The sequence below is a fragment of the Sodalis glossinidius str. 'morsitans' genome, assembly GCF_000010085.1.
Taxonomy (GTDB): domain Bacteria; phylum Pseudomonadota; class Gammaproteobacteria; order Enterobacterales; family Enterobacteriaceae; genus Sodalis; species Sodalis glossinidius.
In genome coordinates, this window is the sequence record NC_007712.1 from 144,872 (window position 1) to 159,610 (window position 14,739).

Below are 14,739 nucleotides of genomic sequence, written 5' to 3' on the forward strand. Positions count from 1 at the left end.
ATGGAAGCGAACGTGAACTGGGGATACCCACCGTCATCGATCGTCTGATTCAGCAGGCACTGCTCCAGGTGCTGCAACCGCTGATCGATCCCACTTTTAGTGAATACAGCTACAGGTTTCGCCCCGGTCGTCGTGGGCATGACGCTGTTCTTGCATCATATCAGTACGTACAAGATGGCTACCGCGTGGTGGTTGATGTTGATCTATCGAAGTTCTTTGATCGGATTAACCACGACATTCTGATTGATCGTTTAAGGAAGCACGTTAACGACGCTGGAGTGATCCGGCTGGTGCGTGCTTACCTGAACGCAGGAATCATGAAGGGCGGTGTGGTGGTCGAGCGTGCGGAAGGGACGCCGCAAGGCTGCCCCCTCTCGTCTCTGCTGACCAACGTGCTTCTCGACGAAGTGGATCGGGAGCTTGAACTGCGGGGACACTGCTTTGCCCGCTATGCCGATGACTGCAATGTCTATGTGCGCAGTGAGAAGGCTGGCGAGCGAGTGATGAAACTGCTCAAGTGCCGCTACGACAAGCTGCACCTGAGGATCAATACATCGAAAAGTGCGGTTGCAAGCGGCTTTGGCCGCAAGTTTCGGGGTTATACCCTCTGGGAAGCCCCGAACGGCGAGATTAGACGCTTGGTGTCGAGAAAGGCGCTGGAGACGTTCAAGCAAAGGATCAGGCAATTGACTGGTCGATCGGGTGGACGCAGCATAAGCCAGGTAATCAAAGCACTACGCCGGCTATGTACTGGGCTGGAAAGCGTATTTCCAACTAGTGCAATCGGCACGACGCTGGCGACAGCTTGACGAATGGTTGCGTCGCAGGATGCGCGCTCTTCAGCTCAAAATGTGGCGACGTGGTAGTACGATTTACCGGGAGCTGTTGAAGCTTGGGGCTAAACCTCAAGTGGCAAAATCGGTGGCAGCGCTAAGCCGTCGGTGGTGGCACAACAGCCTGTCGGCGGTACATAACGTGTTGACGATTGCTTACTTGGATTCCCTTGGCATGCCTAGCCTCACGTAACCTCAACTGCTCGAACCGCCCGATGCGGACCCGCATGCCGGGTGGTGTGGGAGGGGACTGGCCAGTTACTGGCCGCCCCTATCCCGATCTGGCTGCACGCGTAAGACATAGTTGCCGGGTCCCCCCAGGGCGCCGCTGTGCCGTGCGCGTTTATCCGCTGCGCACAGCGTTATATCTGACGCTTTTCTTCCCCTGGTCCATTGATTATCCTGCCGCTTTATTTCACGCCGAAGCGGGCAAACCAGGCCAGCATGCGTTGCCAGCCGTCCTGCGCCGAGGCGGCATGATAGCTCGGGCGATAGTTGGCATTAAACGCATGGCCGGCATCGGGATACACCACGATCTCCGTTTCCGCGTTGGCGGCGCGCAACGCCTGGCGCATCGTATCAATCGTTTACAGCGGAATACTGCCGTCCTGTGCGCCGTATAAACCGAGCACCGGCGCACCAAGCTGGGTGGCCACGTCCACCGGGTGCCTGGGCATTGACAACGTTTTGTCGCCGGTCAATTTGCCATACCAGGCGGCGGCCGCTCTCGTAATTGGGGATTGTGCACCGCATACAGCCAGCTGGATAGAACTACAGATGAGTCATATCGAGCGTAACGGGGTCAAGGCCGCCTATCTCCACACCACCAAGTACCTTGAAGAGCGCCGCCTCATGATGCAGTGGTGGGCGGATTATCTTGATGCTAATCGGGAGAGCTACATCTCACTCTACGACTTTGCACGGCGTAACAAGCAGAGGTAGGTAATTAGATTCAATAATATTAATTTCATATGCTACATATCAATAGAAAGCTCCTATCTGTAAGCGAATTGAGCTTTTCACAATAAAGTCAACACTTTACATTTTTTGCTATTTTTCTCGCGTGTATTATTTGGGTTTAACTGTTAAGACTGTTCAGGATAGTGGTTAAAAATATGATATATAATAGAAAAATACCCTGAACAGGACTGTTCAGGATTTGATTACTAAAAATATATTTATATAGTATGGTTTATTTACTACTCCCTGCCCGTAAAAATACCCTCAGCACAGAGTGACCGATATCGGCCCACCATTCGATGACATTCCACTTCCTCGCTCATTCGCTCGCTGCGCTCGGTCATGAAACTGCGGCGAGCGGTGCGGCTCAAGGGGATGGGGGATTTTCGGTTTTAAGGCACGTAGAAAGACCGCTACGGCGTTTTCTCGGTTTTAGCCCGCTACGTAGGTTGAAAGCGTTAAAATTGCGCAGAGAGGCGTACAGGCGCTTCCCTGCGCCGGGGGGCGAGCTACCGACCTAGTAGATGTCGCGAGACCTCGCTTGCCCCACTGCTAGGCCAGGGGTTATAGGCACGACCTGAAAAGCGGCGCTGTAGCCAGTTGGCGGGCACAAGGACGTACGGAGCCGCACTTAACTCGCGGGTTTCGATAGAACGCCATTGGCGCGAGGTCAACAGGGGTAGCTAAGCTATTGATATTTTCGGAATCCTCAGTTTGAGGAAGCCAGTGCGGGCGATTACCGCCGCCTATAATCTTTCACTTATCAAGTGGATAAACCCGGATCTGAGGCTTCAACCCTCTACCTCTACGACTCTGTATTCGCCATCTATGGACTTGCCACTGCCTTCAGCATCTTGCACCACATGACAGCGTCCCGGTAATCCGTAGCGGACGCCTGCCGCAGTTCCAGAACTTTGTGTTCTGTTCTGCCGTCGTTCGTAAACGGTGATGCGTTCCAGTAAGCCACCGGCGGCCATTCTCTCCAATGTGCACCGGACAGATTCAACCACGCTTTTCTTGTCGTTGGTCTGCATTCCATGCAGAAGCCATGCTACCCCCTGCACGTCGAGGGGCGGCGGGTCATGCGCATAGGGTGAATGGTCTTTTCTTATTTTGTAGGAGAGATCTATCCTACAATAAGCTAAAAGCAAATAGCAGAGCTCATTGGGGCCTGATGAGAACTACGAAAATTTCGTAGTTTAAAATTTGACCTAAGCATGGGGCCAGCCACATGGCCTACAGGGACCTACAAAAATTTTGTAGGTCAGAACGTAACTAACCGTCGTATAGTCAGTTGGTTGGGGGGGTATGTGCAGACCGGTACCGGAATCCCGGTACCGCTCACATTTTGTGCGTCAGCATTACTGATTCGCAAAAGACCACAATGAACCAAGTCAATATTATTGCCTTGGTTGTCTCAAACGGCCGTATGCAACGCTGCGCACCCTGTTTGCACACCCCTTCCCCGGAATTGCCTAGCGAAAGGCACTTAACTTCGTGACCCTGATTGAATAATAATGCAAAATATATGCATTAATTTCCGATATTATGCATTTCTCTCCTCGCGATCGACATCCCTCCCAATGCCGAAGTTCAGGCAATTGAGCAGTTGGGCGATTGTCCGATAACGCCCGCCGTGACTGAGTTCTACATTACCTGGCCGACTAAACAGCATTAAGAACAAGAAGAGCTGGAGGGCGGTGAAATGAACATTGAGTGGGTGCGGGGTCGGGTCAAATACGCGTTGGCGGATACTCGCCAAATCAGGAACGGGCAGTTGGGCAATCTGGCGGAGCGGACGCGGATAGAGACCTCACGTTTCAATCGTAACCCTCCGCGCTTCTTGAGCTATGCAAACGGGCGCATGGTTAGGGTGCCATCGTCGCCGGTAAAAGCGAAGCAAACACGGGTGAAGGGCAAATCAGCCATTCTGATGCATGAGTACGATTATTACCTCGTGCCATCGGCATCCTCGATGAGACGCTACAGGCGTGGATACGCTTACCGGTACCACGCTGAACAACTCAAGGTGGTGCCCTACGTCTGGCAGAAATTCATTGAGCAGCAACCGGGGCGTATTTCCGGTAAGGTGAAGCAGCGCTTACAAAGGTTGGCGTTGCTCGCTGTGCAGGTGGTCGCACGAATCACTACACCTACACCGAACTGGCGGATATGATCGGTGTAACGTCTGATAATTCGCGGGTAAGTTATTCTGGCTATTGGCGCGCCTTGATGGCTGAAGTTTCTGTACTAGATGGATACGCATTGACTGAGCTGTATCGACAACGAAAGGGGTTTATCGAGATGAAAAAGAGAAAGAATTTGCAAAACTTCGGTTTTTGCCTATAATTTGACTATAAATCTATATGGCGTCTAAATTGTAGCTAAAGCTTGGATGCATCAAATCTGGCTCTTCGAGGCCTCAACTCCCTCTGGTGGTTGGGGCTTTTTGCCATTGACAGCTACTGATTGCTGAATAAAATTATTGAGTCGCGCATCTGATTGTTGTCCAGTCCGTATCAGTTTTGCACAGATGTGCGATAAAGCCTCGGTTAATTCTGGGGCTTTTTGTTATAAGATAAAAAAAGTAGATGTTATTCTTATTCGCATTTTTTTGATAAAAATATGCCCCCTCCGTTCCGTAGGCAGCGGAAACGTAAGAGGGGAGGTCAAATGACCGTTTCTTTCAAGGAAAATGTATAGTGGGCAAGATAGCTTAAAATTAAAGACGAGGCATCCATACTTTTGTATAGATGCTTCACTCTCCGAAATAATCTCAAGGCTGCGCTCCGGCGTGGCCTTTTTGCTATCTGGAGAAACGAAAATGCAAAAAGTGATAGTTACCCTGTCTGTGTTAAACGAAACGCGTGATGGCGCTCCTGTTGGGACTTCCGCCGCTTTCAAGGTATGGCAGGGCGATAACCTGCTGATCGACGATACACTTTACGGCGGAAGTACAGTGGCGTACCGTCATGACTACGATGTTGCATGTTCAGACGAGCCGCTCCGGGTTAAGCATAATCGCCCGGATTTGAAAGGGCTGAGCGTAACGTCGTGCGTCGCGTAATGCCGTCTGGCGAGAGGATAAATAAATGAAAGTTTCTGTAGAGACGAAAGGCGAGGTCATCTGGTTCAGTGATACCGATAAAGGTGAGGGCCTTGCCGCGCTTGGTTATTTACGGGACGGCACACAGGACCAAATCATCACCGCCTTGGAAGAAGCCTTGATTCAGGCCAAAGGCGAGTAGTTAAGCTGGTATAACAGAGAGGCAACCAAGCTGCCCTTCAAGATTGAAGCAGGTACGGTTTTCATCGAAGAAGCGCCGATAAAGAACACCGTGATTAGCGCTGCGTCAGATGAATGCATCACGGCTAATCGCGAGGCGATTGTCGAGAATGCCATGAGAAGTAAGCATGGCGGTTTTTTGTCGCCCGGCATGAATGCGGTCAACGCTCATGCAGGGAACTTCGATGATGCCGTATCAATTACGCTTAGAAAGCATGATGACGCTATAGCTCTCCGACTGAAATCCTTTTTCTGACCGATAGCACCCCGGACGAGGTGCGTAATAACCCCGATAACTCCAATGGAAAAACTTACTACCGGCTCTGCCTACATCTGGGCCCTTGTCACGTCCTGCTAGGTGCGTTCTCGCTCAGTGAATGGGCATTGATTACCGGTATCGCCTGTACGCTGGCTACCTTTTTGCTGAACTGGATTTACCGGCATAAGGAATACCGTTTTAGGACGAAGCGCGACCAATGAATCCCGAGCTGCGTAACCGATTGATAAAAGCCACAGCAGGCGGCGCTATCGCATTAGCGACCGTGCTAATCCAATGGCACGAGGGCGTACTCTACACGCCATACCGGGATTCCGGCGGCGTGTTATCGGTCTGCTATGGTCATACCGGTGCGGTGGCGATATCGTCCCCGGTAAGCGCTACATCCCTGCTGGATAGCGACCAGAAAGCGGCGATGGCAATAGTCGATGCCAATGTCACTGCACCATTGACTGAGAACCAAAAAGCCGCGCTTGCCTCGTTCGTCTACAACGTGGCGCGCGGGGCGTTTGCGCGCTCGACATTGCTGAAGAAGCTAAACGCTGGAGACAGGGCCGGTGCCTGTGATGAGATGCGGTGCTGGAAGTATGTTGACGGCAAGGTCTCGAAGGGACTGGTCAATTGGCGATCAGTAGAGCGCGAGTTTTGTCTGAAGCCTCTGTAATTATTTAATCCAAATCAATGAGCCTCGGCATCGTCCGGGGCTTTTTCATCGGTGCAGTGCATGCACCCATCACACGTCGGACCTTGTTTAGGAATGAGCCTTTGAGGAAGCAGCTGGCGAGTGCTGCCTGCGACGGGCTGATTTCCTATGCATCAAAAGTTCATTACCTAAGTAAGGATAAGCACTATGCAAACAATCACTGTTCCGTTTCATGGAAATGCTCTGTATGTCGTCAACCATAACGGCGAACCCTATACCCCGATAAAACCTATCGTTGAAGGTATGAGGATGGTTTGGGTAGCACAATTTATGAAATTAAAACAACGGCTTGCCTAAATATTTTCGGAAATCGAAATAGTTGCAGATGACGGTAAATACAGGAAAATGCTTTGCCTTCCGCTGCGTAAACTTGCTGGTTGGCTTCAAACGATTAACCCCAACAAGGTGAAGTCCGAAATTCGCGACAAGGTAGTTCAGTATCAAAATGAATGCGATGACGTACTTTATGAGTACTGGACTAAAGGTCAGGTTACCAATCCACGCAAGCGCAGCGTCATGCAGGAACTCAATGCAGCCTGCGCCGAATTAAAAACGGACAAAGCCGTTGCCAGCGTGTTTGGCACGGAATTGAACGAGTGGAAAGGCATCGATTTACCGGGCTAATTTCACCAGTCGTAACCGCTTGCAGATTGAATGGGCTTACCGGTCATCAGCAATTATTGGCTCAGCAGTCGATGCCATCGCTGACGATATGACCTGCAAGGGCATACGCATTACCTCTGAGATTGACCCCACCGCGCGCGGTATTCTGGAATCGCTGTTTGATGAGCTGGAAATATGGGATCGGCTGAATGACATCATCAAGTGGTCACGTCTTTATGGTGGCGCGGTTGGCTTTATCATGATTGAGGGACAGGCCCCTTTTACGCCGCTCAGGTTGGAAACTATTGGCGAAGGACAGTTTAAAGGCATCCTGCCGCTCGACCGCTGAATGATCAACCCTAACCTCAGTCGCCGTATTAAGGAAATGGGGCCACACCTGGGAAAACCAGAATGTTACGATGTTGTGACTACCGCAACGGGGATCCCCGCCTGGCGCATTCATCACAGCCGATTAATTCGATTTGACGGTGTGACGCTGCCGTATCAGCAGGCCCTGACGGAAAACGAGTGGGGCATGTCTGTTGTTGAGCGGATTTGGACCGGCTGACAGCCTTTGACAGCGCGACCATGGGGGCCGCACAGCTGGTGTATAAAGCGCATCTTCGTACCTACAAAGTCAAGGAATTGCGTCAGCTTATCAATATTGGTGGCCCGGCATTCGAGTCACTGATGAAATATCTTTTTGGCCGTGGGCCATGTCAGCAATATTCGCCAGGGAGACGATGAGCCGTCGGGGTTACTGATCGCCGACCTTATTATCAAGGACGAGATAGCGATAGAGGCCATCGATAGCGGCCTGCGAGAGATGTCCTGCGGCTATGACGCGAAGTACAGGCAAACCGGACCCGGTAAGGCAATACAGTACCAGATCACCGGTAATCATGTGGCTCTTGTCCCTAAAGGCAGAGCCGGAATTATCTGCTCGATAGAGACAGTTTCACAATGAGCAAATGTCATCAGAGCTGGTATCAGAAGCTCAGAAGTGCCATCAAAACGGGCGACGCCGACACCACGGCTGAACTGATGCAGAATGCGCCTCGCACCATCACAGGCGATGCAGACGATCAACCCGGCGTCATCAACATTAACCTTCCACCTCAACAGCCTCTGCCGCCTGAGGCGAAAGCCATTGTGGAGCCCACGGCGGACGAAAGTGAAGCGGTGCCGTCTTACATAAAAACCATCATGGCCCGCCTGGATAAGCTGGAAGGCCGCACAGGCGATGCGGCTTATCGAGCCGAACTTATTCAGCCTGGCATTAATCTGTCTCGATACCCTTGGCCTATCGGCGACCGTCACCGACAGCGGCATCACTGCACCTGATTATCAGACGATACTGCAACAGCTCACCGGCTATTTTCGCCAGATTTACGGCCGGGAGTGCTATCTGTCGCCGGACAGCAAGGACGGCCAGATGATAGCGATTTACGCGCTGGCTCTCCACGATGCCAACAACGCGGTTATCGCCGCCTACAACAGCTTTAGCCCCATGACCAGTACCGGCGCGGCCCTGTCTAACACGGTGGCGATTAACGGTATCACCCGGCATGCCTCGGGGTATTCCCAGGCTGATGTCCTGCTGACCGGTCAGGTTGGCACCGTTATTACCCACGGCAGCGTAAGCGACCGCAATGGCCAGACCTGGCGCCTGCCTGAGCGGGTGACTTTCGATACGCACGGTGAGGCCAGAGTGACCGCCGTCTGTACGGCAGCCGGTAATATCACGGCGGCTCCCGGCGATATCAGCGACATAGCGACCCCGACGCGGGGGTGGCAGACGGTGACCAACCCGGCCGCTGCCACACCCGGCAGGCCGGTTGAGCGGGACAGCGCATTACGTGCTCGGCAGAAGAAATCCGTTGCCTTACCGTCGCGCACGGTGCTGGACGGTATTCAGGGCGCGGTCAGTTTACTGCCCGGTGTGGTACGGTTGCGGGGATTTGAAAATGATACGGGCGAGACAGATAAAAACGGCCTGCCAGCGCACTCTATTGCCATGATAGTTGATGGCGGTGATGTCAATGCGATTGCCCAGGCGATAGCGTTGAAAAAAACGCCTGGCGCAGGCACCTATGGCGATACCCTGGTCAAGGTCATCGACCGTTACGGTTTGCCGAAAGATATCCGCTTTTCCCGTCCTCGCGAAGTCAACGTGGCGGTGGAAATAACCCTGACTGCCTTTACCGGCTACACTACGCTAACCGGCGATAAAATCCGCTCAGCGGTGGCGGCCTACATTAACCAGCAGCTGATTGGCGATAATCTTTATCTGACGCGTCTGTATCTGCCGGCCAATCTGCCCGGTGACGAAGAAGGACAGACCTACGACATCACGGCAATAAAAATCGGGCGCTCGGCCCAAGCGGTTAAAGAAGAGAATCTGCTTGTGGCCTTCAATGAGGCGCTCAGCGGCACAACCGAGCATCTCACTTTGGTGGTGACCACATGAGGGATTACACCGACTTCGTGACGCCGCAGCATTGGGCGGCGCCAAAGTTTGTGCGCCATATCCAGCTTATGACGCGGCCGCTTCAAGATATCGCCGCGCTGGCGGGCCAGCTTAACGCGCTGTTCAGCCTGGAGGGCGCCTTTGGGAAACAACTGGATGCCATCGGAGAGTGGATAGGGCTATCGCGCTATGTGAAAACACCGATTACCGGGGTGTATTTTGCCCTCGATACTGACCGGGTGGGATTCGACCAGGGCAGCTGGAAAAGGCGCTTTGATGCCGACAGCGGTTTTACCGAGCTGGATGATGAGACCTACCGCGCCATACTGCGGGCCAAAATTCGAGCCAATCACTGGGACGGTACCTGTGAGATGTTGGCGGCTATTTATCAAGGGGTGATACCGGATAGAACGGTGAATATCTTCTTTACCGACAATCAGGATATGTCGATGGACGTCTATCTGACCGGCGGGGTGGTGCCTGAAGTCATCAAGGCGGTAATACGTCAGGGGTATCTCAATATCAAACCAGAAGGGGTGAAGCTCAATGCCTACAGTGGCTCAGAGGGCGACAACGGCATTTTTGGTTTTGATATCCGTAATGGTTATGTGGATGGATTTGATACCGGCAGCTGGTCGGTAAAACTGTAAGGAATAATGATGGCCAAGAATGAATTTTTACCGTTTGCGACGGCAGACGGCGCTAACGTTTTGTCGGCGGAAGACTATCAGACGTTGCGCTCGCGCAGTAATGGCTTTAGCGCGGGTGTCGCCCGTTCGCAGGAGCTCAATACGGTCTGGCGGCAGGCATCGGTGATTGCGCATGTGGTGGCGCAGTTTATTGCCGATACCAATAATAGTGATGTGGCTGACGACGGCGACCTGGATAAACTTCAGGCGGGGTTAATTCAAGCGCTCTCTAAGAATGTCAATAATACCGTGCCAGCCGCATCACTGAAAACGGCGGGTATCACCCAACTCAGCAGCGCCACTAACAGCGACAGTGAGACGCTGGCTGCGATGCCAAAAGCCGTGAAGGCGATAGTCGATAATCTCAGTGGTGGCCGCCTGCTGAATATCCAGTCCTTCACCGAAAGCGGCATCTATACTCCCACGCCGGGGACACGGAAAATCCGCGTGAAATGCTGGGGCGCTGGCGGCAGTGGTGCACGCATGTCCAAACAAAGTCGGGGTTCGGTGTCCGGCGCGGGCGGGGCCTATGCCGAGGTGCTACTGGATGCAACGTCGTTTTCGTCCGTGAGTGTTGAAGTGGGTACGGGCGGAGCCGCATCGGCAGACGGTGTTTCACTGGATGGTGGCGATGGGGGCGGGTCGTATTTTGGCAAGCATGTTATCTGTGGCGGCGGCAAGGGTGGTCTGATTGGCAAAGGGTTAGCCAAAGGCGGTGAACCCGCAGGTGGAAACGTAATGATGGTCGGTGGGCAGTCCGGGAAGGGGGAACCTACGCTTCCGGTTTTTTAATCAACGGCGTCGGCGGGGCTTCTTTTGGCAGCTATAACGCACTGCCCCATGTCTCTACAAGTGGCGATTATGGTTCGTTTCCCGGTGGAGGCAGTGCGATGGGGGCCTATGCCGATGAAAATACTAACTATGGTTCTGGACACGGTGGCGATGGTCTGATTATTGTCGAGGAGTACTTATAAAGGAACACACAGGATCGTATGCGCTGATACCTGAAAACAGCAACAGGGTTAAAAATATCATTGTCGCCAGCGATGACTATAAGCACGACGGTTATTACACCGTTAGGTACGACGAGAAAACATTTTGTCAGCCAGAGATGTATTATGATGGTTTTTTCTATGATGATAATAGTTTTACAATGATTAGAAATGCAATCGTAAATCCACCTGTGTAGCTTGTAGTAGAATAAGAAGCAGGTCTTACTGCTTCTTTGATTTAAACGGCATGATGAGGTGGTTACAATGTATATGAATACATGAAGAAATATAAATGTCAATATATACTGAATATTGGCTTCATAGATTATTTAATAAATATGCCGTTTTTGTATATATAAAATGTCATATCTTTATGAGTTAGTATTTCATCAGGCTCTCCTGGTCGATGTTTTACTCCGATTAAGCATCTATCTAAGTCATGACACTCTTCAACATCTTTCATGATGGCAATAAAAGTTCTTCCTTTATGAACATTATTATACCAATATGTGAAAGTCTGGGATCGTCCTGAAAATATTATAGAGCCGTTTTTTTTATCGAACATTACAGGTCGTATAATGTTATGCCATCCTGAAATCCAACTGACAGCCAATGCTTGAGCACCCCAATAAAGACTATAACCATAAGTTAGGTTGTTCTCTTTAACAAAGGTATATAATTGATTTGCGGACCGGGGTAGTAGTTTTTTGGGTTCTTGAGTATGAGAATAAAGTTGAGATAAGAATAAAATAGAGATAAAAAACACACTAACTATTTTTTGATTTAATGGCTGCGGTAAATATAATAGAAAGACCTAAATATATTATATTCACAAAGAATTGAGCGTGTTTTTCTTCGTCTTCAGTAGAACTAATGATAAAGGATAGCATGATGCCAAGCAAAGATAATGTAATGAATATTTTTAATGAGCTAATTACATGGGATTTGTATATTGCATAAAATGTAAATAATAAAAATATAGATGCAGACAGAATGTAGGTTTTGGGATTATTAATAAAAAAGATATTAATTATACCGCCGAGTCCATACATTAGCCAATAGATATTACTAAACCATTGCGGAATAGGCCCTACCGAAAATGATGCTACAGGATTCCAAGGCTTTGTTGGATAAATATAACTTTTAGGTGATCGTCTGCTCAGATCACTACCGTCATTTCAACATCTGCACTCCATGGCAAAGCAAAAGTTTAAAATAACCAACTGGTCCACTTACAACAAAGCTCTCAAGCAGCGCGGGGCTCTGACGATATGGCTGGATGAGTCGGCAATTGTTGCATGGACGGAAAAAACAACGCCTGAACGGCGTGGCCGGCCGCTTCACTACGCAGATATGGCTATCACCACTGTTCTGATGATGAAACGCGTGTTTGGCCTTTCGTTAAGCGCTTTACAGGGCTTCGTTGACGCCATTTTTAAACTGATGGTGCTGCTGCTAAGATGCCCAGACTACTCGCTGATCAGCAAGCGAGCAAAGACAGTTAAGATCAGCATAAAAACGCCTACCCGTGGTGAAATCTCACCTCTAGTCATTGACGGAACCGGCCTGAAGGTCTTTGGCGAAGGCGAATGGAAAGTCCGACAGCATGGTGCCGACAGACGGAGGGTGTGGCGTAAGCTGCATATGGCCGCAGACAGTGTAACGCATGAGATTATCTGTGCTGACTTATCGCTCAGCGGTACGACGGATGCTCAGGCCCTACCCGCTCTGATAAACCAGACCCAGCGGAAAATCAGGGAAGCGTCGGCTGATGGCGCTTACGATACCCGCTACTGTCATGATGCTCTGCTGAGGAAGAAAATAAGGCCTCTTATTCCTCCACGAGGTGGGGCGCAATATTGGCCAGACCGATACCATGAGCGTAACTACGCCGTTGCGAATCAGCATCTAAGCGGCAGTAACGATGTATGGAAAAAGCAAGTGGGCTATCATCGACGCTCAGTGGCTGAAACAGCGATATTCCGGTTCAAAACGCTTATGGGCGATCATCTAAGTCTGCGTGACTATGATGCGCAGGTAGGTGAGGCAATGGCGATGGTCAAAGCGCTTAACAAAATGACGCTGTTAGGAATGCCGAACAGCATCCGGATCGCGTAACAATCGATCTGCTAGGGGGGCGTAGTCACAAGTTCTGATTTATTCAACAAAGCCCCTGAGATTTTGCTCCTGCTATTTCACGTTGAACTAGCCTGTAATTTACAGAACGTAATACAGCTATTTCTTTCTGGGGGAACAACCAAAAGAGAAAAGGAATACTGTTTCAAATTGAACAGGCGTCGGTTCAGGAAAAAGGTTGCGTAGCTCGGGGTGCAGGGACGGGTCGAACACCTTCATGTTGCACCCCGACATTCATGAGGTAGATACGCTGACGTGGGGTCAGATACTTCGAGGTGAACGCAAAATGAACAATTTCGCTACGGGTGAACGATTGCACTTTCAAAGCGCGTGCGAGCGCTGTACTCTTTTTCATGGCTCAAATCCTACATAATCGGCTTGTGATGGGCTAGCAGCCCTTCATCAATACTCCTTCCGTTGATGTGGTGGATACGCTACACTTGGCCTAAACAGGAGGATTTCCCCATGGGCCAAGTTGCATTTGATACATTGCAGGCGTCAGAAGAGCTTGAAACCGCTGGCATCTCTAGAGAGCAAGCCAGGGCGATTTCGCTCGTCGTACGCAAGTCTCATGAAGTGGCTGATGTGGCTACTAAGGCTGATATTGTCGAGGTGAAGCGCGATATAGCTGACGTTTGTAAGGATATGGAAGCTCGCTTCGAGAAGAACGAAGCTCAGATGCAGGCTCGTTTCGAGAAGACCGACGCGCAGATAGCCGATGTTCGTAAGGATTTATCTGCAGAGATAGCCTTGCTTCGTAAGGACGTTGAACATACTGCGAATGGGTTATTGATAAAGCTAAGTGCTGTCATGCTTGCTATTGCTGGTCTGGCATCGACCATTGTCACTGTAGCAATTAAGCTGCTTTGATTTTCAGCAACAGTAACTATCGGCTAAATTCACAGAAATTACTGGAGTAAAATTGATCTATATCAAAGTGGTCGGCCCCCTTTACTGCTGTAATTACTGACCTTAGGTCGGTAGCTCAGATTTGAAGAGCGTACGAGTTATTAAACCGTAAGGACGTGGGTTCGATGCCTGTTCGACCCTCCACTTTTAGCAACTCCTTCCTGCATCAGGCGCCTAACCTGCTTGCGTAGCTGCTTGTTGTCTTCAGCCATATACTCAATCACTGCCCTGAGCGTCTGCGTTTCCCAGTCCTCGTTAGGCTGCCTGCCCAAACTGACCAGGTAGCGGGCATCGTCGATACTCTCACCGCCGTTGGTAATAGCGACGACTTCTCCCATATTGGGGTGCCTGAAGGTCAGCACCCGTGCGTTATCCAGTTTCATGATTCATGTTCTCCGTAGACTGTTTTAAGTTCCCGTTTGATTTTCATACTATTTCGCTAATATTTTTACTATCTAGAGTAATTACTTCGCACCCCAGCGCTCTGAGCCGGTCGTGTTCGCGCCTCTGAGAGGGGCGTGCTTTCTGCCCCGGCGCTTTGCATTCCACAAACAGCACCCGGCCACCAGGTAAGACGACCAGACGGTCAGGTACGCCCGCCTGCTCGGCGATACAAACTTGTAGGCGATGCCGCCGGTGGCTTTTACCGCGCGGATAAGCTGTTGCTCGATGGCTTTTTCTCTTAGGTAGTACATGCTTATGCCTTCCCGTCATTAATGGCTCTCGCTAAAGCGCCGGTGCTGGTGTTGGGCGAGGGTTTTGCCATACGGTCAGCGGTCAAAAAGTCATAAACAACGTTGCCGTTGCCGAAGTCCCACGCGTTACAGTTAGCGTTGGCGAACGGTACGATGGTCATGGATGGTTTTTCAATGTTCATCGAG

The 14,739-nt window shown here is 50.7% G+C and carries 17 protein-coding genes and 5 pseudogenes; 17 read left to right on the forward strand and 5 right to left on the reverse strand.

Annotated features, from left to right (window positions below):
- Positions 1 to 47 precede the first annotated feature (47 nt).
- Together SGP1_RS00720 and SGP1_RS32295 are read left to right on the forward strand one after the other, a co-directional pair.
- A complete protein-coding gene (locus tag SGP1_RS00720) occupies positions 48 to 809 on the forward strand; it encodes a reverse transcriptase domain-containing protein (RefSeq protein WP_243466320.1) in 762 nt (253 codons plus the stop codon).
- The gene (locus SGP1_RS32295; protein WP_243466140.1) at positions 778 to 1,026 is read left to right on the forward strand and encodes a hypothetical protein; all 249 of its coding nucleotides are present in this window, start codon (positions 778 to 780) and stop codon (positions 1,024 to 1,026) included. The genes SGP1_RS00720 and SGP1_RS32295 overlap by 32 nt, the downstream gene beginning before the upstream one ends.
- A gap of 217 nt (positions 1,027 to 1,243) precedes the next feature.
- On the opposite strand, the pseudogene SGP1_RS00725 reads toward SGP1_RS32295, so the two are convergent.
- Positions 1,244 to 1,596 (reverse strand): annotated as a pseudogene (locus tag SGP1_RS00725) (dienelactone hydrolase family protein); the annotation flags it as partial.
- A gap of 2 nt (positions 1,597 to 1,598) precedes the next feature.
- On the opposite strand from SGP1_RS00725, the pseudogene SGP1_RS26125 reads away from it, so the two are divergent.
- The 13 genes and pseudogenes from SGP1_RS26125 to SGP1_RS32300 all read left to right on the forward strand — a co-directional run.
- Positions 1,599 to 1,775: pseudogene (locus SGP1_RS26125) on the forward strand (tyrosine-type recombinase/integrase); the annotation flags it as partial.
- Positions 1,776 to 3,498: 1,723 nt separating this feature from the next.
- Positions 3,499 to 3,969 (forward strand): bacteriophage antitermination protein Q, encoded by a 471-nt coding sequence (locus SGP1_RS00730; protein WP_041866492.1) that lies wholly within the window; start codon positions 3,499 to 3,501, stop codon positions 3,967 to 3,969.
- A gap of 648 nt (positions 3,970 to 4,617) precedes the next feature.
- Entirely contained in the window at positions 4,618 to 4,860 is a 243-nt protein-coding gene (locus SGP1_RS00735) for a hypothetical protein (RefSeq protein WP_041866493.1), read from the forward strand.
- A 25-nt stretch (positions 4,861 to 4,885) separates the two neighbouring features.
- Complete coding sequence (locus SGP1_RS00740) at positions 4,886 to 5,041, forward strand: hypothetical protein (RefSeq protein WP_041866494.1); 156 nt, start codon at positions 4,886 to 4,888, stop codon at positions 5,039 to 5,041.
- 314 nt (positions 5,042 to 5,355) lie between these two features.
- On the forward strand, positions 5,356 to 5,559 hold the full coding sequence (locus tag SGP1_RS26130; protein ID WP_243466118.1) for a phage holin family protein: 204 nt from the start codon (positions 5,356 to 5,358) through the stop codon (positions 5,557 to 5,559).
- Positions 5,556 to 6,020, forward strand: a complete 465-nt coding sequence (locus tag SGP1_RS00745) for a lysozyme (RefSeq protein WP_011409959.1) — start codon at positions 5,556 to 5,558, stop codon at positions 6,018 to 6,020. The genes SGP1_RS26130 and SGP1_RS00745 overlap by 4 nt, the downstream gene beginning before the upstream one ends.
- A gap of 186 nt (positions 6,021 to 6,206) precedes the next feature.
- Positions 6,207 to 6,683, forward strand: a pseudogene (locus tag SGP1_RS26135) (phage antirepressor N-terminal domain-containing protein).
- A pseudogene (locus tag SGP1_RS26140) lies at positions 6,664 to 7,358 on the forward strand (anti-CBASS protein Acb1 family protein); the annotation flags it as partial. The pseudogenes SGP1_RS26135 and SGP1_RS26140, both read left to right, overlap by 20 nt.
- A gap of 13 nt (positions 7,359 to 7,371) precedes the next feature.
- On the forward strand, positions 7,372 to 7,629 hold the full coding sequence (locus SGP1_RS31275; protein WP_050747297.1) for a DUF2213 domain-containing protein: 258 nt from the start codon (positions 7,372 to 7,374) through the stop codon (positions 7,627 to 7,629).
- On the forward strand, positions 7,626 to 8,006 hold the full coding sequence (locus SGP1_RS31280) for a hypothetical protein (RefSeq protein ID WP_166506343.1): 381 nt from the start codon (positions 7,626 to 7,628) through the stop codon (positions 8,004 to 8,006). The genes SGP1_RS31275 and SGP1_RS31280 overlap by 4 nt, the downstream gene beginning before the upstream one ends.
- Positions 7,906 to 9,132, forward strand: a complete 1,227-nt coding sequence (locus SGP1_RS00765) for a baseplate J/gp47 family protein (RefSeq protein WP_011409960.1) — start codon at positions 7,906 to 7,908, stop codon at positions 9,130 to 9,132. The genes SGP1_RS31280 and SGP1_RS00765 overlap by 101 nt, the downstream gene beginning before the upstream one ends.
- Entirely contained in the window at positions 9,129 to 9,782 is a 654-nt protein-coding gene (locus SGP1_RS00770) for a DUF2612 domain-containing protein (RefSeq protein WP_011409961.1), read from the forward strand. Before SGP1_RS00765 ends, SGP1_RS00770 begins: the two co-directional genes overlap by 4 nt.
- Before the next feature lie 6 nt (positions 9,783 to 9,788).
- Positions 9,789 to 10,613 (forward strand): phage tail protein, encoded by an 825-nt coding sequence (locus tag SGP1_RS32300; RefSeq protein ID WP_011409962.1) that lies wholly within the window; start codon positions 9,789 to 9,791, stop codon positions 10,611 to 10,613.
- Between the two features lie 525 nt (positions 10,614 to 11,138).
- Here the strand turns inward: SGP1_RS32300 and SGP1_RS28865 are convergent.
- The gene (locus SGP1_RS28865; RefSeq protein WP_148203317.1) at positions 11,139 to 11,579 is read right to left on the reverse strand and encodes a hypothetical protein; all 441 of its coding nucleotides are present in this window, start codon (positions 11,577 to 11,579) and stop codon (positions 11,139 to 11,141) included.
- A gap of 428 nt (positions 11,580 to 12,007) precedes the next feature.
- On the opposite strand from SGP1_RS28865, the gene SGP1_RS00785 reads away from it, so the two are divergent.
- Positions 12,008 to 12,931 (forward strand): IS5 family transposase, encoded by a 924-nt coding sequence (locus SGP1_RS00785; protein ID WP_011409963.1) that lies wholly within the window; start codon positions 12,008 to 12,010, stop codon positions 12,929 to 12,931.
- Between the two features lie 483 nt (positions 12,932 to 13,414).
- Positions 13,415 to 13,819 carry a hypothetical protein gene (locus tag SGP1_RS00790; RefSeq protein ID WP_011409964.1) on the forward strand — a complete coding sequence of 135 codons (405 nt, stop codon included), beginning with the start codon at positions 13,415 to 13,417 and terminating at the stop codon, positions 13,817 to 13,819.
- A 140-nt stretch (positions 13,820 to 13,959) separates the two neighbouring features.
- Here the strand turns inward: SGP1_RS00790 and SGP1_RS28870 are convergent, their stop codons facing one another.
- From SGP1_RS28870 to SGP1_RS00805, 3 genes and pseudogenes are all read right to left on the reverse strand, one after another.
- Positions 13,960 to 14,241, reverse strand: a complete 282-nt coding sequence (locus SGP1_RS28870) for a hypothetical protein (RefSeq protein ID WP_148203318.1) — start codon at positions 14,239 to 14,241, stop codon at positions 13,960 to 13,962.
- Between the two features lie 43 nt (positions 14,242 to 14,284).
- Positions 14,285 to 14,553, reverse strand: a pseudogene (locus tag SGP1_RS00800) (VRR-NUC domain-containing protein).
- Between the two features lie 2 nt (positions 14,554 to 14,555).
- A complete protein-coding gene (locus SGP1_RS00805) occupies positions 14,556 to 14,735 on the reverse strand; it encodes a hypothetical protein (RefSeq protein ID WP_041866496.1) in 180 nt (59 codons plus the stop codon).
- Positions 14,736 to 14,739: the final 4 nt, after the last annotated feature.